Raw genomic sequence first — 17796 nt, forward strand, 5'->3', positions numbered from 1 at the left:
GCGTGCTGTTCGCTGACGGCGTTCCGGCCCGCAGCGTGTACGTCCCCTCGCCGGACTAATGTGTGCTGGGTACAGCGCGGAAGATCGCGCACATCACTGACCGTCGGAGGGACATAGCCGTGGAGGTCAAGATCGGCGTGCAGCACGCGCCCCGCGAGATCGTTCTGGAGAGCGGTCTGAGTGTCGAGGAGGTCGAGCGCGCGGTGAGCGAGGCACTGACCGGCAAGACGCAGCTGCTCAGCCTCCAGGACGAGAAGGGCCGCAAGGTCCTGGTCCCGACGGACCGCCTGGCGTACGTGGAGATCGGCGAGCCGACCGTCCGCAAGGTGGGCTTCGGCACGCTGTAGGCCCGAACCGCGGACCAAGCGGTGAAGAGGCCCGGCGGCACTGTGCCGCCGGGCCTCTTGCCGTGGGGCCCGCACACGGATGCCGCACAAGTCGCCCACAGGGGATGATTGCGATCCGCAGGTCAGGGGTATGACGGGCTACGACCGTCAAGCCCGGTGCGGCCGTGGGAGGGACCTCGAGATGACCCTGGAAGTGCTCGGATCCGCCGTGCTCGGTCTGGTCCTCGCCTGGGCGGCGACCCACCGGTTCGCGCGCCGGCTGCCGACCCGCCCGCTCGTCTACTCGACCGGCGTCATCGGGGCCCTCTTCGGCGACTTCATCACCCACAGCGCCCTGGGCCCCGGTTCGGCCCTGCTGAGCCTCCTCGGCGCGGCGGTCGTCTCCGCCGCGTCCCTGTCCCTGCTGCTCCGCCCGGCCGGCCGCCTGCGCCGACGATCGATCCCGGCGTAGCCGGAGGAGCGGCGGGCCGCCCCTGTCGCGGCGCGGCCGCGAAGGGCGAGGGGAACTGCGCGACCGGCCCCGGACGCCCTCAACAGCGGCGACCGCGGAGCACGCCGCCGCTCAGGCCGCGAGGCCCAGCGCGGCCATGCGCTTGGTGTGCGCCTCCGTGATCCGCGAGAACATCTTGCCGACCTCGGCGAGATCGAACCCGTCGGCGACCCCGCCCACCAGCATGGTGGACAGCGCGTCTCGTTCGGCGACCACCCGCTGCGACTGCGAGAGCGCCTCCCCCATCAGCCGCCGTGCCCACAGCGCCAGCCGCCCGCCCACGCGCGGGTCGGCGTCGATCGCCGCGCGCACCTTCTCCACCGCGAAACCGGCGTGCCCGGTGTCGTCCAGGACGGCCAGGACCAGCTCGCGCGTGTCGGAGTCGAGGCGGGCCGCGACCTCCCGGTAGAAGTCGCTCGCGATCGAGTCACCGACGTAGGCCTTGACCAGGCCCTCCAGCCAGTCCGACGGCGCCGTCTGCCGGTGGAAGCCGTCCAGGGCCGCGACGAAGGGCTCCATGGCCACCGTCGGCTCCCCGCCGATCTCGGTGAGGCGTTCCCGCAGCCGCTCGAAGTGGTGGAACTCCGCCGACGCCATCTTCGCCAGCTCCGCCTTGTCCGAGAGCGTCGGCGCCAGCTTGGCGTCCTCCGCGAGCCGCTCGAACGCCGCGAGCTCCCCGTACGCCAGCGCTCCGAGCAGGTCCACGACCGCGGCCCGGTACTGTGGGTCGGCGGAGGCCTGCGCCCAGTCCTGGGCGGCGACGCCGGTGTGCTCGGCGGGTGCGGCGGACGCGTTCTCAGGCTTGTCAGAGCTAGTCATGAGGCGCACAATAGCCCGCTTGCCGTGCCCCACAAGTCCCTGGTCAACCAGTGTGACCACGACTACGTGACCGAATCGGCCATCGCATGTGCGCGAATCCGGGGTATGGTGGTAATGCGCCTGCTGAGTGCGTCGACGATGTTCGACGTGTCCCGACAGGCCGCACGCATGAGGATGCCCGGTCGGTGGCCCGATCGGCTCCGACCCGACAGACCTCCCCGGCCGTACGGCACATCGCGTACGACGACGGGAGGACACCCTCAGCGGTGAGAGAGCTAGAGCGTCGGCAGAGGTCCCGTGCCATACGGCTTGCCCGAGTTGGGCCGACCGTAAGGCAGCCGACGTCCCCGGCACGGTCCGTCAAAGACCCCCGCGCTCGCCTCGCACCGCGCCACACAGAAGAGGCAGCACCCTGACTACGACGTTTCGCGAACTCGGAATCCTTCCCGAGACGGCCGAGGCCCTGGAGGCCGTCGGCATCGTCACCCCCTTCCCCATCCAGGAGATGACGCTCCCCGTCGCCCTCTCCGGCACGGATGTCATCGGCCAGGCCAAGACCGGCACCGGCAAGACGCTGGGCTTCGGTCTCCCGCTCCTGGAGCGCGTCACCGTCCCCGCCGACGTCGAGGCCGGACGCGCCGCCCCCGAGGCCCTCACCGACGCCCCGCAGGCGCTCGTCGTCGTCCCCACGCGCGAGCTGTGCACGCAGGTCACGAACGACCTGCTGACCGCGGGCAAGGTGCGCAACGTGCGCGTCCTCGCGATCTACGGCGGCCGGGCCTACGAGCCGCAGGTGGAGGCCCTGAAGAAGGGCGTCGACGTGGTCGTCGGCACCCCGGGCCGCCTGCTGGACCTGGCCGGCCAGAAGAAGCTGGACCTGAAGCACGTCAAGTCCCTGGTGCTCGACGAGGCCGACGAGATGCTCGACCTGGGCTTCCTGCCCGACGTCGAGAAGATCATCAACATGCTGCCGGCCAAGCGGCAGACCATGCTGTTCTCGGCGACCATGCCGGGCGCGGTCATCGGCCTCGCCCGCCGCTACATGTCCCGACCCACGCACATCCGCGCCACGGCGCCGGACGACGAGGGCGTGACGGTCGCGAACATCAAGCAGTTCGTCTACCGCGCGCACAACATGGACAAGCCGGAGATGGTCGCGCGCATCCTGCAGGCCGACGGCCGCGGGCTCGCGATGATCTTCTGCCGGACCAAGCGCACGGCGGCCGACATCGCCGAGCAGCTCGAGCGCCGCGGCTTCGCCTCCGGCGCGGTCCACGGCGACCTCGGCCAGGGCGCCCGCGAGCAGGCGCTGCGCGCCTTCCGCAACGGCAAGGTCGACGTCCTCGTCTGCACCGACGTCGCCGCGCGCGGCATCGACGTCGAGGGCGTCACCCACGTCATCAACTACCAGTCGCCCGAGGACGAGAAGACGTACCTGCACCGGGTCGGCCGTACGGGCCGCGCGGGTGCGAAGGGCACGGCGATCACGTTCGTCGACTGGGACGACATCCCGCGCTGGCAGCTGATCAACAAGGCGCTGGAGCTGGACTTCAACGACCCGGTGGAGACGTACTCGAGCTCCCCGCACCTGTTCGCGGACCTCGGCATCCCCGCGGGCACCAAGGGCACCCTGCCGCGCTCGGAGCGGACCCGCGCCGGACTGGACGCGGAGGTGCTGGAGGACCTCGGCGAGACCGGTGGACGCGGTGCGCGCGGTCGCGGCGGCCGGGGAGGCCGCGGCGACGCGGGCGCCCCGGAGCGCGAGCGGGAGCGGGAGCGCTCCGAGCGCACCCCGCGCCGTCGCCGCCGCACGCGCGGCGGTACCCCGCTGGACGCCTCCACGGCCACCACGGCGCCGGCCGCCGAGACCGGCACCGCCGACGAGTCAACGGCGGCCCGCACCCCGCGCCGCCGCCGTCGCACCCGCGGCGGAGGCCAGGCGGAGCCGCTGACGGCCGCTGCCCCGGCCGCGACCGCCGCACCCGCGGAGGCCGCCGAGGTTGCGCTGGACTCCGCCGAGGGTCCGGCCGCGCAGCCCGTCGCCGAGCAGGCCGTCGCCGAGAAGCCGCGCCGCCGCCGCACGCGCCGGTCGGCGGAGCCGGTGGCGGCCGAGCCGACGGCCGCCGCGCCGGCGCCCGGGCCCGTCGCCGCCGAGGCCACCGCGCCCGCGGGGGCAGCGGAGCCCGAGGCGAAGCCGCGCCGCGCCCGCAAGGCCACCCCCGAGGCCGCCGAGGCCGTCGTCGACACGGCCGAGGCCACCGAGGCCAAGCCGCGCCGCCGCACCCGCAAGACGGCCGAGCCGGCCGCCGAAGCGGCGGTCGCGACGGCCGAGGGCACGGAGGAGGCGGCCCCGGCCGCCAAGCCGCGCCGCACCCGGAAGACGGCCGTGGCCGCGCCCGAGGCGACGGTGACGGAGACGGAGCCCGAGGCGAAGCCGCGCCGCACCCGCAAGACGGCGGCCACCGCGCCGGAGACGGCCGAGGCCCCCGAAGCCGAGGCCAAGCCGCGCCGCACCCGGAAGACCGCCGCCACCGCCACCGAGCCCGGTGACACGGCGGAGGCCACCGAGGCCAAGCCGCGCCGCACCCGCAAGGCCACCGCGGCCGCCGAAGCCGCCGTCGACACGGCCGAGGGCACGGAGGCCAAGCCCCGCCGGGCGCGCAAGACGGCCGCCACCGCCCCGGAGACGGCCGAGGCGCCGGAGGCCGAGGCGAAGCCGCGCCGCACCCGTAAGAAGGCCGTGGCAGCCCCGGAGACGGCCGAGGCTCCCGAGGCCGAGGCAAAGCCCCGGCGCACCCGCAAGAAGGCCGTGGCAGCCCCGGAGACGGCCGAGGCCGCCGAGGTGGCCGCGCCCAAGGTGCGGCGGACGCGGAAGGCCGTGGCCGAGGTGGCCGCTCCGGAGATTCCGGCGCAGGCCACCGAGGAGCCGGAGGTCAAGCCGCGCCGCCGGACCCGCAAGGCCACGGTGGCCGTCGAGGCCGCCGAAGGCTGATCCGGCACACCGCCTAGTCGCCGACGGCCCGGTCCACTCACGTGGGCCGGGCCGTCGCCGTTCCCGGCCCTCCCCACCGGGTCGGGGCGCCGCTGCCGATAGCCTTTTTCCATGAGCAGGCCTGCCACCTTCGTTCCGCCCCCCGGTGCCCGCGCGTACTCCCTGCGGACCGCGCGCGGGGAGTTCGCCGTCGTCGACACGCCCGCGGCCGACGGCGTCGAGCCCAGGGGCGTCGCGCTGCTGCTGCCGGGGTTCACCGGGAGCAAGGAGGACTTCAACCCGCTGCACCTGCCGCTGGCCGCGCGCGGGTACCGGACCGTGGCCGTGGACGGGCGCGGCCAGCACGAGACGGACGGCCCCGAGGACGACGAGTCCGCCTACGCGCAGGAGGAGCTGGCCAAGGACGTGCTCGCGCAGGCCGAGGCGATCGCGACGGAGCCCCTGCACCTGCTGGGGCACTCGCTCGGCGGGCAGATCTCGCGCGCGGCCGTGCTGATCGACCACTCACCGTTCCGCTCGCTCACCCTGATGGCCTCGGGGCCCGCCCAGATCTCGGCCTCCCAGCGGCAGCGCGTCCAGCTGCTGCGGGACGCGCTCGCCGTGATGTCGATGGCGCAGGTGTGGGACGCGATCCAGGCGATGGAGGCGGCCCCGGAGGACACCGACGCCGTCCGGCTCGACGGCGGGCTGGACAACCGGGACGACCTGCGGCGCCGCTGGCTGGGCAACAAGCCCGCGCAGCTGCTCGCCACCGGGCGGCAGCTGTGCGCCGAGCCGGACCGGGTGGCGCAGCTGGCCGCCGTGCCGCTGCCGTTCCACGTGCTGTCGGGTGCGCTGGACGACACCTGGCCGCTGGCGCTGCTGGACGAGATGGCCCTGCGGCTGAACGCGCGGCGGACGGTCATCGAGGGCGCCGAGCACTCGCCGAACACCGACCGGCCGCTCCCCACGGCCCGTGCGATCGCCGACTTCTGGGACGACCTCCTGGCCCTGTAGGCGGCCCGGGCGGCCGTCCTGGTGACTGCCCGCTAGTACTGCGTCTGCAGGTGGTCCCAGAAGCCGTCGCGGAGGGCGCGGCGCAGGTCCGCGTGGCCGCGCAGGGAGTACTGGAGCAGGGCCTCGGCCTCGACCAGCAGGTCCTGGTCGACCGGTCCGGGCAGGTAGGGGTGGCCGGGGAGGAGTTCGACGAGGGCCTCGCGGCCCCGCGCGGACAGCCACTTGGCCGCGATCTGGGCGCCGACGAAGCGCACGTCCTCGCGGGTGGGCCGGGTCCCGGCGGTGCCCTCGTAGGCGGCGGCCGTGCGGCGGGAGACGTACGGCTTGAAGAACTCCAGGTCGAGGGTGCGCTGGCTGTCGACCTCCCAGAGCAGGGGTTCCGCCTGGTTGCGGCCCTCGGGGGCCTCGATGCCCCACAGGTGGACGCGGGCGCCGTAGCCCTGGGCCGCCTCGACCGCCGAGACCAGGTCCTCGTCGCCGCCCAGCAGGGCCGCGTCGCTGATGGCGCGGTGCCGGGCGAGGGACTCCAGGTCGGTGCGGATGAGGGAGTCGACGCCCTTCTGCTGGTTGTTGGCGTTGAGGTTGCCGAGGCGGACCTTGACGTCGGGCAGTTCGGCGATGGACTGCTGCTCGGCGGTGTGGATGCGGCGGCGGGCGCCGTCGTACCAGTAGACGCGCAGCAGCCGGCTGTCCGCGAAGATCGTGCGGGCCTTGTCGATGAGCGCCTCGATCAGGCCCTCGGCGTCCAGGTCGAAGGCCCGGCGGTCCTCGGTGCCGGCGACGAGCCGGCCGGCGGCCGCGTAGAGGTAGCCCGCGTCGACGAAGATCGCGTGGGTGGAGGGCGTCTTCGCCACCTCGGCGAGCATGCGCTGCAGCAGCCCGTTGGTGTGGTCGATGCGGGCGGCCAGGGCCGCCAGGTCGTCGTTCATCGCCTCCATTGTCCCGGCGGTCACGCTGCGAACACAACCGGTCCCGGTCAGTCCCACGACCGCCGCTTACCGGTCAGTAATTAGCCGTTCGAAAAATTTCTTTAGTTTAGGGAATGTTTGTAACACGCAGCCCGTTGTCTAGGTACGACAGCACGTCACACCAGTAGTTCTCCGCAGGAGGATGACCAGACGAAGGGAGAAGCCATGCGCTTCGAAATCATGCGACTCGACGAGGTCGACGGCACCACCGTGGACACCACCGTCGTGGACGCCGCCTCCGTCAACCGGATCGTTCAGCAGGCCGCCGCCATAGGGCAGCGCCTCTGGATCCGCCCGGCCGACACCCCGGCCTCGTAACGCACCGGCGCCACTCGAGCTTTCCGGGGGAGCAGGGGCACGCTCCTCAGCTCCCCCGGATCACCTGAGTGACACCGTTGATGATCTGCTGCACCGCGATCGCGGAGAGCATCATGCCCGCGAGCCTCGTCACGAGGACGACGCCGCCGTCCTTGATGACGCGGATGATCAGCAGCGAGTAACGCATCACCAGCCACAGCACGACGTGGATCGCGAGGATCGCGGCCCACACCGAGACCTGCGTCGCCACGCTGCCGGCCCTCTGCACGGCCAGGATCACCGACACGATGGCACCGGGCCCCGCCAGCAGCGGCATGCCCAGCGGCACGAGGGCGACGTTCACGTCCTTGGTCTGCTTCGGCTCGTCGGTCTTGCCGGTGAGCAGGTCCAGCGCGATCAGCAGGAGCAGCAGCCCGCCCGCGATCATCAGCGCGGGGACGGAGACGTGCAGGTAGTTCAGGATCTGGTGGCCGAGGACGCCGAAGACGGCGATGACCCCGCCCGCCACGCACACGGCCTGGAAGGCCATCCGCTTCTGCACCTTGGCGGGGCGTCCGGCGGTCAGCGCGAGGAAGATCGGGGTGATCCCGGGGGGATCCATGATGACGAAGAGGGTCAGGAACAGGGAGCCGAAGACGGCGATGTCGAACATGGTGGTGCGTCAGGCCTTGCGGGAAGAGGAAGTGATACGGGCATGAGGGGGTGCGGCCGGTCCGCTCGCGAGGGCGGTCGGCCCGCGACGGTCCGGCTGGGGACGGTCCGGCTCGGAACGGAGGGCTCGTGAGGGCGGTCGGCCTCAGGCTCCGCCGGTCCCCGGCACCGGGAACGCCCCGGTGGCCCGCCGGGTGATCTCCCCGTACACCTCGGGGTCCGTCGTGTACGCGCCGAGGGACACCGTCTTGCGGCTGCCGTGGTAGTCCGAGGACCCCGTCACCAGCAGGCCCAGCTCGCCCGCCAGGCCGCGCAGGCGGGCCCGGGCGTCGGCGTCGTGGTCCATGTGGTCGACCTCGATGCCGTCCAGGCCGGCGGCGGCCATCTCGGCGATGCCCGACTCGGGCACGGTACGGCCGCGCTTGGCGGCGGCCGGGTGCGCGAACACGCAGACTCCGCCCGCGCCCTTGACCAGCCGGATCGCCTCGAAGGGGTCGGTCTCGTGCTTCTCCACGAACGCCCGGCCGCCGTCGGCCAGCCACTCCTCGGTGAACGCGTCGCTCACCGTGGGCACCACGCCCAGCTCCACGAGCGCGGTGGCGACGTGCGGGCGCCCCACGGAGCCGCCGGCGGCGATCCGCTCGACCTGCTCCCAGGTGACCGGCACACCCAGCGCGTTCAGCTTGGCGACCATGCCCTGGGCCCGCGGCACCCGGTCGTCCCGGACCAGCTCGCGCTCGGCGAGCAGGGCGGGCTCCTCGGGGTCGAAGAGGTAGGCCAGCAGGTGCATGGAGACGCCGTCGTACCGGCAGGACAGCTCGGCGCCGGGGACCAGGGTGAGTCCCTCGGGCAGCGCGGCGATCGCCTCGGCGTACCCGCGGGTGGTGTCGTGGTCGGTCAGCGCGACGACGTCGAGACCGGCCGCGGCGGCGTTCTTCACCAGTTCGGCCGGGGTGTCCGTACCGTCGGAAGCCGTGGAGTGACAGTGCAGGTCGATGCGCACGGAGACTCCAGACGGGGACATGACGGACGGGGACACCTAAGGATAGCGGTGTTCGCGCGCCCTCATGTCACACCCGAAACCCTGGAGCACCCCCTACGCCGATCCAGGGTGGGGCACCTGGGGTCTTTCGTTTGGATCAGGCCGGATCAGGGAGCGGGGTCCGGTGCCGTGGATCGCAAGGCGGAGGAGGGCGCCATGGCGGAGCCATGGCAACCGACAGCAACGCGGCGAGGCACGGTGCCGGGGCCCGCGAGCCCGGCCTGATCCGAACGAGAGACCCTAGGGGTGCAGCAGCCGCGGCGACAGCGCGCCGCACGGCACCAGGTCCAGCTCCGCCCCCGCGTCCCGCAGGTCGGTCAGCACCAGCTCGTCGTACATGAGCATGCTGCACTGCTCGGGCCAGACCACCGCCCACAGCCACAGCCCCAGGGCCTCGCCGGCGAAGACGGCGCGGTCGGTGGGGCTGCCCGAGACGTGCCAGAGGGGGGTCGGACGGCCGGCGGCGAGCACCTTGGCCTGGGGCGGCTTCTCGACGTCCATGTACGGCCCCGGGTCGGGGGCGTCGATGCCCGCGTACCAGGCGCCGAGGCCGACGCCGAGTTCCTCGGCGACGAGGATCAGCTCGCCGACGCCGCCGAGCGGGCCGGGGCCGGAGCAGGCCACCGCGGTGGCCCGGCCGCCGCTGCGGTCGTCCCCGGCGTAGCCCACGCCCGTGAACAGCCATCCGACCGGCAGCGGCCACGGCATCCACACCGGGACCTGGGTGCGGTGCACCACCACACCGAGGGCCTCGACGCTGGGCGGGATCACGGGCTGCAGCGGATACACCGTCCCGTGCACATCGCACTGCCAGGAATCGGCGAAGAGTCCGGGAGCCCTGACCCGGCCACCACACTTCGGGCAACTGGGTTCGCCCCTCATAGAGCCCCACGGTCCTAGCTCTGCCGCGCCACGTCAAGGACGATCACCCGTCCGGAGGGAACACCTGACCAGGGAAAACTAGATGCACCTTGCATTAATTAGCCCGGCTAACTTAGTATGTGTAAAAGCCAACTAATCAGCTGGGATGGGAGAACCACATGGACCCCTTCGACGCGGGAGCCGGCAGCATCCTGCGACAGCCCAAGGCGGTCTGGGCCACGGCCGGCGCCTCCGTCGTCGCCTTCATGGGCATCGGCCTCGTCGACCCGATCCTGCCGTCCATCGCGCGGGGCCTGCACGCCACCGCCAGCCAGGTGTCCCTGCTGTTCACCTCGTACTTCCTGATCACCGCGGTGGCGATGCTGCTGACCGGCTTCGTCTCCAGCCGGATCGGCGGCCGCCGGACCCTGCTGCTCGGCCTCGCCTTCGTGGTCGTCTTCGCCGGCCTCGCCGGCACCTCGGACAGCGTCGGCCAGCTCGTCGGCTTCCGGGCCGGCTGGGGCCTCGGCAACGCCCTGTTCGTCTCGACCGCCCTCGCGGTCATCGTCGGCGCGGCGGCCGGCGGAAGCGCGGCGGCGATCCTGCTCTACGAGTCGGCGCTCGGCCTCGGCATGGCCTGCGGCCCGCTGCTCGGCGCGGTACTGGGCAACCTGAGCTGGCGCTACCCCTTCTTCGGCACCGCCACCCTGATGGCGATCGGCTTCCTGTGCATCACGGCGTTCCTGAAGGAGCAGCCGAAGCCCGCCCGCAAGACCTCGATCCTGGACCCGATCAAGGCGCTCGGCCACGGCGGCCTGGCCTCGGCGGCCGGCTCGGCGTTCTTCTACAACTACACGTTCTTCACGGTGCTGGCCTTCACGCCGTTCGTGCTGAACATGACGCCGTACCGCTCGGGCGCGGTGTTCTTCGCCTGGGGTGTGCTGCTCGCCGTCTTCTCGGTCGTCGTGGCCCCGCGCCTGCAGGAGCGGTTCGGCTCGCTGAAGGTGCTCGGCGGCTCGCTGGTGCTCCTCGCGGCGGACGTCCTGGTGCTCGGCTACGGCGACCACACGACGGCCGTCGTCTGCACGATCCTGTCCGGCGCCTTCATCGGCGTGAACAACACGGTCTACACCGAGCTGGCCCTCGGCGTGTCGGACGCGCCGCGCCCGGTGGCGAGCGCGGGCTACAACTTCGTCCGCTGGTTCGCGGCCGCCGCCGCGCCCTACTTCGCGCCGAAGATCGAGGAGTGGACCGACATCCACGTCCCGTTCGTGGTCGCGGCGGTCACCGCGGTGCTCGGCGCGGTCGTGGTCGTGGTGCGGCGCAAGGCGCTCACCCACGAAGCGGAGGAACTGGAGCAGCGGCACGCCACGGAGGACGGGGTCACGGTCTTCGCCAACTGACCTTCCCTGAGCGGCGCTTGGTGAGGTTGCTCACTGCGGCCGCTCACTCCGGCCGCTCAGTCCAGCGGGACGGACCTGCGCGCGGGGTCGCGCAGGTCCGTCCCGTTCGCCAGCCAGCGCTCCTGGAGGGCCTGGGCGCCGTGCACCCGCTTCCAGGCGGCCTCGTTCGGGGTCATCGGCAGCAGCGGCAGGAACCGCACGGGGTCCATCGGATCGTCCAGCTCCAGGTCCTCGACGAGCCCGCCGGGCTCCCCCACCAGGACCGAGCTGAAGGCGGCACCCGGCCACAGCGGCTCCCCCACGTCCAGGGAGGCGCCGGGAGCCACCACCACGCCCTCGACCTGCGGGGACGCGGCGAGCACGGCGAGCGGGCGGAGCACCTTGTCGGTGTCGGCGAGGCCGGCGCGGACGGACAGGACCAGCTCGGCGCGCGGCCCCTTGACGGGGTCGGCGAGCACGGCCGTGGGGTCGGCCATGGGGTGCGCGGACATGCCGAGGGTGGCGTAGCGCACCAGGTCTGCCTCGTGGAAACGGAGCACCTCGACGCGGTCCGTACCGAGGAAGGTGACCGCGGCGCGCGCGTCCGGTTCGCCCAGCGCGGAGTTCAACCGTGCCTCGACCAGAGGAAGAACATCAACCATGCGGTGAGCATAGAACTCGTCAGCAGCGGGCAAAGCGGCACCTTGACAGCTGGGGCGGCTGCTACGCTGAGCCGGTGGTTCGGGGCAGCACGCAGGAGCGTCGCAGCGCGTCCCCGACGCCGACGAGACTCCCTTACGAGGGACCGGCCGGAGGAGGTGGGGCTGTCATGGATCGAAGTCGACCTGGTAGTACCACTCGCTCTTCCGGCTGCTGATGCAGTTACTGGCTGGCCGCCGCCTTCACGTTCGCTTCGTCGTTTCGGAAGAGCACTTCGTCTCGCTTTGCCTGATCTGTCTGATCTTCATCAGTTCTGTATCAGTGGCGAAGTAGCCACCGCGACGGTGCGGTGCTCCCCGCTTTGCGGACGTGCCAAACATCCTTCCCCGCCCGAGGCCGGGAAGATTTCGCAGGACGTCCCCATTCCGGGTGGTTCCACCCGTCGCCGGCGCTGTCGCCGCCCGCCTGCGAAGGAGCCTGCCCATGTCGATGATCCGCGACCTGCGCGCCGTGGTCCGTCCGTCGTCCCGTGTCTCGCTGCGCAAGGACACGAGCACGCCGTACGACACCACGCGCGACCCGGCCACGCCCTCGGCCGTCGTCGACTGCGCCGTGTACCGCGACGGCGCCCGGGTGCAGAGCGCCGCGCCGCTGAGCCCGCAGGAGGCGATGCGGCTGGTGCGCCGCGACGGCGGGTTCGTGTGGATCGGCCTGCACGAGCCGACCGAGGCCGAGTTCGCGGGCATCGCGAGCGAGTTCGGGCTGCACCCGCTGGCCGTCGAGGACGCCGTCCAGGCCCACCAGCGGCCCAAGCTGGAGCGCTACGACGACTCGCTCTTCACCGTCTTCAAGACCATCCACTACGTCGAGCACGACCGGCTCACCGCCAACAGCGAGGTCGTCGAGACCGGCGAGGTCATGTGCTTCACCGGGCGGGACTTCTTCATCACCGTCCGGCACGGCGGCCAGGGCTCGCTGCGGGCGCTGCGCCACCGGCTGCAGGACGACCCGGAACTGCTCGCCAAGGGTCCCTCGGCGGTGCTGCACTCGATCGCCGACCACGTCGTGGACGGCTACATCGCGGTCGCCGACGCGGTGCAGGACGACATCGACGAGGTGGAGACCGAGGTCTTCTCGCCCGGCCGGCGCGGGGTATCGCGCGGTGTGGACTCGGCGCGGATCTACCAACTCAAGCGCGAGGTGCTGGAGTTCAAGCGGGCGGTGGCTCCGCTGCTGCGGCCCATGCAGCTGCTGAGCGAGCGGCCGATGCGGCTGGTCGACCCGGACATCCAGAAGTACTTCCGGGACGTCGCCGACCACCTCGCCCGGGTCCAGGAGCAGGTGCTGGGCTTCGACGAGCTGCTCAACTCCATCCTCCAGGCCAACCTGGCGCAGGCGTCCGTCGCGCAGAACGAGGACATGCGCAAGATCACCGCCTGGGCCGCGATCATCGCCGTACCGACGATGGTGTGCGGGGTGTACGGCATGAACTTCAAGTACATGCCCGAGCTGCACTGGAAGTACGGCTACCCGGTGATCATGGGCGTCACGGTCGTCCTCTGTCTGGGCATCCACCGCACGCTGAAGCGCAACGGCTGGCTCTGAGCGGCGCTGGATAGGCTGAGCTCATGACAGGACAGCTGCTCGACCAGGCCCTCGTCGAGGAGGCCGCCAAGAAGTCCGGCCTCGTCTGGGTCAGGGGTGCCGGTGCCCCGGCGGCGCGGGCGCTGTGGCACGTGTGGCACGAGGGCGCGGTGTGCCTGGTCGGCGACGGACCCGGGGAACAGCCGCTGCCCGGGCTCACCGACGGCGGCTCCGCCGAGGTGACCGTGCGCAGCAAGGACAAGGGCGGCCGCCTGGTGACCTGGCCGGCCACCGTGCACGAGCAGGCCCCCGGCTCGCCGGAGTGGGAGGCGGTGGTGGCCGAGCTGAAGGGCAAGCGGCTGAACGCCGCCGACGGTGAGGAGATGCCCCGGCGGTGGGCCCGCGAGTGCCGGGTGCTCCGCCTGGTCCCGGCCGGGCCGCCGGCGGCGCTGCCCTCGGACAGCCTGGCGCGGCCTCCGCTGCCGTCACCGGCGATCACGCGCCGGCCGGTCCCGGCGGGGCTGCCGCGCCTGCTGGCGAAACGGAAGAAGAAGTAACGAGGCGACGGGGGCCGGCGCCCTGCCCCGGCGGGGCGGACGCGGCCACCGGCTCCCTCGTCTCCCGGGGCTACGAAGCCGGGAGTTGTCTGCCGTAGTCCACCGTCTCGGACTTCGGCGGCTGGGCGACGGCGAAGTCCTTGGCCCAGTCCGAGAAACGCAGCGTGCCGGCCGAACCGGCGCGCACCAGGCGGAGCGGATACGGCTTGCCCTCGAGGGAGACGTCGAGGGTGCCGCCGGAGCCGTCGTCGCCGGTGATGCGGATCGTGCGGGTACCCGCCTGCTCGTGGTGCCCGTCCGTCGACAGCTTGCCGTGCAGCGTCAGCAGACCCGAGAGGAGGACGTCCTTGTCCGTGAAGCCGCTGAACTTCCGGTACGCGGGGTCCCCCTGCGGCACCTTCACGTACTTGCCCTGGAGCTTGCCGGCCGCCGCGTCCCCGCCGTGGCTCCAGAAGTCCGCGTCGGCCTTCAGGAAGAGCTGCTCGCCGGTCCGCAGCAGGTGGAACGTCGCGCCCCGCGAGGTGACGGAGCCGGTGCCGCCGTCGGCCTTGAGCTGCATGTCCAGGCGGTACGTGCGGCCGCTGGTGACCACGGTCCCGGACAGCCGTACCGCGGGCGCCGCCTGCGCGGCCGCGCGGGTCTCCGTCTGGATCCGGGCGGCGGGCAGCTTGCCCACCCCGTTGGTGCCCGCGTCCGGGTCCTCGCTGCACCCCGTCAGGACCATCGCCCCCGTCACGGCCAGTGCTGCGCATGCCGCGCTCGTCAGCACGGCCCGGCGGGTACGGCCCTGGGGAATCGCAGACACAGGTGGGGCTGCCTTTCTGACGGGTCCTGAACGGCGTACGGCAGCGTACCGGTGCCCCGCCCGCCCGGCGGAGCCAGATCGTCCGGACCGCCCACCAGGGCGTATCCGATCGGTACGGGCTAGCCTGAAGCGCAACCGAGCGGGCAGAGAACAGCAATCCCCACGCAATGCGAGCAAAGGAAGCACAGCCATGGCAGCCGGTGCCCCCCGGATCTACGTCTCGCACCTCGCCGGGGTCCCCGTCTTCGATCCGGCCGGCGACCAGGTGGGCCGCGTGCGCGACCTGGTCGTCATGCTGCGCGTCGGCCGGCGCCCGCCTCGCCTGCTCGGGCTGGTGGTCGAACTGTCCACCCGGCGCCGCATCTTCCTGCCCATGACCCGGGTGACCGGCGTCGAGTCCGGACAGGTCATCACCACCGGCGTGCTCAACGTCCGCCGCTTCGAGCAGCGGCCCACCGAGCGGCTGGTCTTCGGCGAGCTGCTGGACCGGCGCGTGAAGCTGGTGGAGAGCGACGAGGAGGTCACCGTCCTCGACCTGTCCGTGAACCAGCTGCCCGCCCGCCGGGACTGGGAGATCGACCGCGTCTTCGTCCGCAAGGGCAGGAAGGGCAGCGCCTTCCGGCGGGCCAAGGGGGAGACGCTGACCGTGGAGTGGTCGGCCGTCACCGGCTTCTCGCTCGAGGAGCAGGGGCAGGGTGCCGAGAACCTGCTCGCCACCTTCGAGCAGCTGCGCCCCGCCGACCTCGCCAACGTCCTGCACCACCTGTCCGCCAAGCGCCGCGCCGAGGTCGCCGCCGCCCTGGACGACGACCGCCTGGCCGACGTGCTCGAGGAGCTCCCGGAGGACGACCAGATCGAGATCCTCGGCAAGCTGCAGGAGGAGCGGGCCGCCGACGTGCTGGAGGCGATGGACCCCGACGACGCGGCCGACCTGCTCGGCGAGCTGCCGGAGGAGGACAAGGAGCGGCTGCTGAGCCTGATGCAGCCCTCCGACGCGGCCGACATGCGGCGCCTGATGTCGTACGAGGAGCACACCGCGGGCGGTCTGATGACCACCGAGCCGATCGTGCTGCGCCCGGACTCCACCGTCGCCGACGCGCTCGCCCGGGTCCGCAATCCCGACCTCTCCCCCGCGCTCGCCGCCCAGGTGTACGTCTGCCGCCCGCCGGACGAGACCCCGACCGGCAAGTACCTGGGCACCGTCCACTTCCAGCGGCTGCTGCGCGACCCCCCGTACACCCTGGTCAGCTCGCTGGTCGACGACGACCTGCAGCCGCTCGCGCCCGGTGACGCGCTGCCGGTCATCGCCGGGTTCTTCGCGACGTACGACATGGTCGCCGCACCGGTGGTGGACGAGTCCGGGTCGCTGCTCGGCGCCGTCACCGTGGACGACGTGCTGGACCACATGCTGCCGGACGACTGGCGGGAGACCGAGTTCCACCTGGACGAGGGAGAGGGGGCGGCCACCCATGGCTCCTGAGCGCGACACCGCGACCCGCGAGCGCCATCCGGCGGGCGCCACGGCCGCCACCCGGCCCCGCACGGCACGCCTGGACCAGCCGCGCGCGCCCCGCCGCCGGATCGTTCCCGAGTGGGATCCGGAGGCCTTCGGCCGGCTGTCGGAGAAGATCGCCCGGTTCCTGGGCACGGGCCGGTTCATCGTCTGGATGACGATCGTGATCATCTGCTGGGTGCTGTGGAACATCGTCGCGCCCCGGCAGCTGCGCTTCGACGAGTACCCGTTCATCTTCCTGACCCTGGCGCTGTCCCTGCAGGCCTCCTACGCGGCCCCGCTGATCCTGCTCGCGCAGAACCGGCAGGACGACCGCGACCGGGTCAACCTCGAACAGGACCGCAAGCAGAACGAGCGGTCCATCGCCGACACCGAGTACCTGACCCGGGAGGTGGCCGCGCTGCGCATGGGGCTGGGCGAGGTCGCCACCCGCGACTGGATCCGCTCCGAGCTGCAGGACCTGGTCAAGGAGCTGGAGGAGCGGCGCCGCCACGACGGGCACGTCGTATTCCCGGCGGAACGGGCGGAACGGGTGGATCGGTCGCCGGGGCGTGACGCAGACGACCGCTGAGGTGCTACCCGAAGGCACCTCGGGTCGCCGTACCATCGTTCTCATGGCTACGGAAGACGCGGTGCGCGAGGCACTGGCGACGGTGAACGACCCCGAGATCAACCGGCCCATCACCGAGCTGGGGATGGTCAAATCGGTGGAGATCGGGGAGGACGGCGCGGTCGCGGTGACCGTGTACCTGACGGTCTCCGGCTGCCCAATGCGCGAGACGATCACGCAGCGCGTCACCGAGGCGGTCTCCCGGGTCGAGGGCGTCACCCGGGTCGACGTCACGCTGGACGTGATGAGCGACGAGCAGCGCCGCGAACTGGCGGCGGCCCTGCGCGGCGGCCAGGCCGAGCGCGAGGTCCCCTTCGCCAAGCCCGGCAACCTCACCCGGGTCTACGCGGTCGCCTCCGGCAAGGGCGGCGTCGGCAAGTCCTCGGTCACGGTGAACCTGGCGGCGGCCATGGCGGCCGACGGCCTGAAGGTCGGTGTCGTGGACGCCGACATCTACGGCCACAGCGTGCCGCGCATGCTGGGCGCGGACGGGCGCCCCACCCAGGTCGAGAACATGATCATGCCGCCGTCCGCGAACGGCGTGAAGGTCATCTCCATCGGCATGTTCACCCCGGGCAACGCGCCGGTCGTCTGGCGCGGCCCCATGCTGCACCGCGCCCTGCAGCAGTTCCTCGCGGACGTCTACTGGGGCGACCTGGACGTCCTGCTGCTGGACCTGCCGCCCGGCACGGGTGACATCGCGATCTCCGTCGCCCAGCTGATCCCCAACGCCGAGATCCTGGTCGTGACCACGCCCCAGCAGGCGGCGGCCGAGGTCGCCGAGCGCGCGGGCTCCATCGCCGTCCAGACCCACCAGAAGATCGTCGGCGTGGTCGAGAACATGTCCGGTCTGCCCTGCCCGCACTGCGGCGAGATGGTCGACGTCTTCGGCACGGGCGGCGGCCAGACGGTCGCCGACGGCCTGACGCGCACGACGGGCGCGACGGTCCCCGTCCTCGGCTCCATCCCCATCGACGTCCGCCTCCGCGAGGGCGGCGACGAGGGCAAGCCGGTGGTCCTGACCGACCCCGACTCCCCGGCGGGCTCGGCCCTGCGCGCGATCGCCGGGAAGCTGGGCGGCCGCCAGCGAGGGCTGTCGGGGCTGTCGCTGGGGATCACGCCGAAGAACAAGTTCTGACCGGGTTTCCGGTGATGTGGCGAGGGGCGCCGTCCGCGCGGACGGCGCCCCTCGCCACATCGG

The 17796-nt window shown here is 72.3% G+C and carries 18 protein-coding genes; 11 read left to right on the forward strand and 7 right to left on the reverse strand.

Annotation, left to right across the window (positions count from 1 at the left end; genetic code table 11):
* Positions 1-119: 119 nt before the first annotated feature.
* Both AQJ66_RS20795 and AQJ66_RS20800 read left to right on the forward strand, forming a co-directional pair.
* Positions 120-347, forward strand: coding sequence for a DUF3107 domain-containing protein (locus tag AQJ66_RS20795; protein WP_061924306.1), 228 nt, complete (start codon positions 120-122; stop codon positions 345-347).
* Positions 348-528: 181 nt separating this feature from the next.
* Positions 529-798 carry a hypothetical protein gene (locus AQJ66_RS20800; protein WP_061924308.1) on the forward strand — a complete coding sequence of 90 codons (270 nt, stop codon included), beginning with the start codon at positions 529-531 and terminating at the stop codon, positions 796-798.
* A gap of 111 nt (positions 799-909) precedes the next feature.
* On the opposite strand, the gene AQJ66_RS20805 is transcribed toward AQJ66_RS20800, so the two are convergent.
* A complete protein-coding gene (locus tag AQJ66_RS20805; protein ID WP_061924311.1) occupies positions 910-1656 on the reverse strand; it encodes a ferritin-like fold-containing protein in 747 nt (248 codons plus the stop codon).
* Positions 1657-2161: 505 nt separating this feature from the next.
* Between AQJ66_RS20805 and AQJ66_RS20810 the strand changes: the two genes are divergently transcribed.
* Together AQJ66_RS20810 and AQJ66_RS20815 are read left to right on the forward strand one after the other, a co-directional pair.
* Positions 2162-4648, forward strand: coding sequence for a DEAD/DEAH box helicase (locus AQJ66_RS20810; RefSeq protein ID WP_061924314.1), 2487 nt, complete (start codon positions 2162-2164; stop codon positions 4646-4648).
* A gap of 111 nt (positions 4649-4759) precedes the next feature.
* The gene (locus AQJ66_RS20815) at positions 4760-5644 is read left to right on the forward strand and encodes an alpha/beta fold hydrolase (RefSeq protein WP_079060313.1); all 885 of its coding nucleotides are present in this window, start codon (positions 4760-4762) and stop codon (positions 5642-5644) included.
* A gap of 32 nt (positions 5645-5676) precedes the next feature.
* Here AQJ66_RS20815 and AQJ66_RS20820 read toward each other — a convergent pair whose 3' ends face one another.
* Positions 5677-6582 (reverse strand): NYN domain-containing protein, encoded by a 906-nt coding sequence (locus AQJ66_RS20820; protein ID WP_107118991.1) that lies wholly within the window; start codon positions 6580-6582, stop codon positions 5677-5679.
* A 195-nt stretch (positions 6583-6777) separates the two neighbouring features.
* Between AQJ66_RS20820 and AQJ66_RS38350 the strand changes: the two genes are divergently transcribed.
* Positions 6778-6930 (forward strand): hypothetical protein, encoded by a 153-nt coding sequence (locus tag AQJ66_RS38350; RefSeq protein WP_019980331.1) that lies wholly within the window; start codon positions 6778-6780, stop codon positions 6928-6930.
* A gap of 46 nt (positions 6931-6976) precedes the next feature.
* Here the strand turns inward: AQJ66_RS38350 and AQJ66_RS20825 are convergent, their stop codons facing one another.
* From AQJ66_RS20825 to AQJ66_RS20835, 3 genes are all read right to left on the reverse strand, one after another.
* Entirely contained in the window at positions 6977-7582 is a 606-nt protein-coding gene (locus AQJ66_RS20825; protein ID WP_061924317.1) for a MarC family protein, read from the reverse strand.
* A 144-nt stretch (positions 7583-7726) separates the two neighbouring features.
* Positions 7727-8584 (reverse strand): PHP domain-containing protein, encoded by an 858-nt coding sequence (locus tag AQJ66_RS20830; RefSeq protein ID WP_061924319.1) that lies wholly within the window; start codon positions 8582-8584, stop codon positions 7727-7729.
* A gap of 279 nt (positions 8585-8863) precedes the next feature.
* Positions 8864-9505 carry a DUF6758 family protein gene (locus AQJ66_RS20835; protein WP_061924322.1) on the reverse strand — a complete coding sequence of 214 codons (642 nt, stop codon included), beginning with the start codon at positions 9503-9505 and terminating at the stop codon, positions 8864-8866.
* 158 nt (positions 9506-9663) lie between these two features.
* Between AQJ66_RS20835 and AQJ66_RS20840 the strand changes: the two genes are divergently transcribed.
* Positions 9664-10887, forward strand: a complete 1224-nt coding sequence (locus AQJ66_RS20840; protein ID WP_061924327.1) for an MFS transporter — start codon at positions 9664-9666, stop codon at positions 10885-10887.
* Between the two features lie 56 nt (positions 10888-10943).
* Here AQJ66_RS20840 and AQJ66_RS20845 read toward each other — a convergent pair whose 3' ends face one another.
* On the reverse strand, positions 10944-11528 hold the full coding sequence (locus AQJ66_RS20845) for a suppressor of fused domain protein (protein WP_061924331.1): 585 nt from the start codon (positions 11526-11528) through the stop codon (positions 10944-10946).
* Positions 11529-12009: 481 nt separating this feature from the next.
* Here AQJ66_RS20845 and AQJ66_RS20850 point away from each other — a divergent pair, with 481 nt between their 5' ends.
* Positions 12010-13131, forward strand: a complete 1122-nt coding sequence (locus tag AQJ66_RS20850) for a magnesium and cobalt transport protein CorA (protein WP_061924334.1) — start codon at positions 12010-12012, stop codon at positions 13129-13131.
* A 23-nt stretch (positions 13132-13154) separates the two neighbouring features.
* Complete coding sequence (locus tag AQJ66_RS20855) at positions 13155-13667, forward strand: hypothetical protein (protein WP_061924337.1); 513 nt, start codon at positions 13155-13157, stop codon at positions 13665-13667.
* Between the two features lie 70 nt (positions 13668-13737).
* Here AQJ66_RS20855 and AQJ66_RS20860 read toward each other — a convergent pair whose 3' ends face one another.
* On the reverse strand, positions 13738-14472 hold the full coding sequence (locus AQJ66_RS20860; protein ID WP_167359175.1) for a hypothetical protein: 735 nt from the start codon (positions 14470-14472) through the stop codon (positions 13738-13740).
* A gap of 190 nt (positions 14473-14662) precedes the next feature.
* Here AQJ66_RS20860 and AQJ66_RS20865 point away from each other — a divergent pair, with 190 nt between their 5' ends.
* Genes AQJ66_RS20865 through AQJ66_RS20875 form a run of 3 tightly spaced genes read left to right on the forward strand, consistent with a single transcriptional unit; the run spans position 14663 to position 17733 of the window.
* Complete coding sequence (locus AQJ66_RS20865; RefSeq protein ID WP_061924341.1) at positions 14663-15952, forward strand: magnesium transporter MgtE N-terminal domain-containing protein; 1290 nt, start codon at positions 14663-14665, stop codon at positions 15950-15952.
* Positions 15942-16556, forward strand: a complete 615-nt coding sequence (locus AQJ66_RS20870) for a DUF1003 domain-containing protein (protein WP_061924344.1) — start codon at positions 15942-15944, stop codon at positions 16554-16556. The genes AQJ66_RS20865 and AQJ66_RS20870 overlap by 11 nt, the downstream gene beginning before the upstream one ends.
* A gap of 43 nt (positions 16557-16599) precedes the next feature.
* Entirely contained in the window at positions 16600-17733 is a 1134-nt protein-coding gene (locus AQJ66_RS20875; RefSeq protein ID WP_061924347.1) for an Mrp/NBP35 family ATP-binding protein, read from the forward strand.
* Positions 17734-17796: the final 63 nt, after the last annotated feature.

Source organism: Streptomyces bungoensis (genome assembly GCF_001514215.1).
Classification (GTDB): Bacteria; Actinomycetota; Actinomycetes; order Streptomycetales; family Streptomycetaceae; genus Streptomyces; species Streptomyces bungoensis.

What these genes read in the sequence shown, in the direction of transcription:
- AQJ66_RS20810 (WP_061924314.1), top strand. Translation starts at nt 2,162, where the DNA reads ATGACGCTCCCCGTCGCCCTCTCCGGCACGGATGTCATCGGCCAGGCC.
- AQJ66_RS20805 (WP_061924311.1), bottom strand. Translation starts at nt 1,656, where the DNA reads ATGACTAGCTCTGACAAGCCTGAGAACGCGTCCGCCGCACCCGCCGAG.
- AQJ66_RS38350 (WP_019980331.1), top strand. Translation starts at nt 6,778, where the DNA reads ATGCGCTTCGAAATCATGCGACTCGACGAGGTCGACGGCACCACCGTG.
- AQJ66_RS20870 (WP_061924344.1), top strand. Translation starts at nt 15,942, where the DNA reads ATGGCTCCTGAGCGCGACACCGCGACCCGCGAGCGCCATCCGGCGGGC.
- AQJ66_RS20850 (WP_061924334.1), top strand. Translation starts at nt 12,010, where the DNA reads ATGTCGATGATCCGCGACCTGCGCGCCGTGGTCCGTCCGTCGTCCCGT.
- AQJ66_RS20840 (WP_061924327.1), top strand. Translation starts at nt 9,664, where the DNA reads ATGGACCCCTTCGACGCGGGAGCCGGCAGCATCCTGCGACAGCCCAAG.
- AQJ66_RS20825 (WP_061924317.1), bottom strand. Translation starts at nt 7,582, where the DNA reads ATGTTCGACATCGCCGTCTTCGGCTCCCTGTTCCTGACCCTCTTCGTC.
- AQJ66_RS20815 (WP_079060313.1), top strand. Translation starts at nt 4,760, where the DNA reads ATGAGCAGGCCTGCCACCTTCGTTCCGCCCCCCGGTGCCCGCGCGTAC.
- AQJ66_RS20800 (WP_061924308.1), top strand. Translation starts at nt 529, where the DNA reads ATGACCCTGGAAGTGCTCGGATCCGCCGTGCTCGGTCTGGTCCTCGCC.
- AQJ66_RS20865 (WP_061924341.1), top strand. Translation starts at nt 14,663, where the DNA reads ATGGCAGCCGGTGCCCCCCGGATCTACGTCTCGCACCTCGCCGGGGTC.
- AQJ66_RS20855 (WP_061924337.1), top strand. Translation starts at nt 13,155, where the DNA reads ATGACAGGACAGCTGCTCGACCAGGCCCTCGTCGAGGAGGCCGCCAAG.
- AQJ66_RS20875 (WP_061924347.1), top strand. Translation starts at nt 16,600, where the DNA reads ATGGCTACGGAAGACGCGGTGCGCGAGGCACTGGCGACGGTGAACGAC.
- AQJ66_RS20820 (WP_107118991.1), bottom strand. Translation starts at nt 6,582, where the DNA reads ATGGAGGCGATGAACGACGACCTGGCGGCCCTGGCCGCCCGCATCGAC.
- AQJ66_RS20845 (WP_061924331.1), bottom strand. Translation starts at nt 11,528, where the DNA reads ATGGTTGATGTTCTTCCTCTGGTCGAGGCACGGTTGAACTCCGCGCTG.
- AQJ66_RS20835 (WP_061924322.1), bottom strand. Translation starts at nt 9,505, where the DNA reads ATGAGGGGCGAACCCAGTTGCCCGAAGTGTGGTGGCCGGGTCAGGGCT.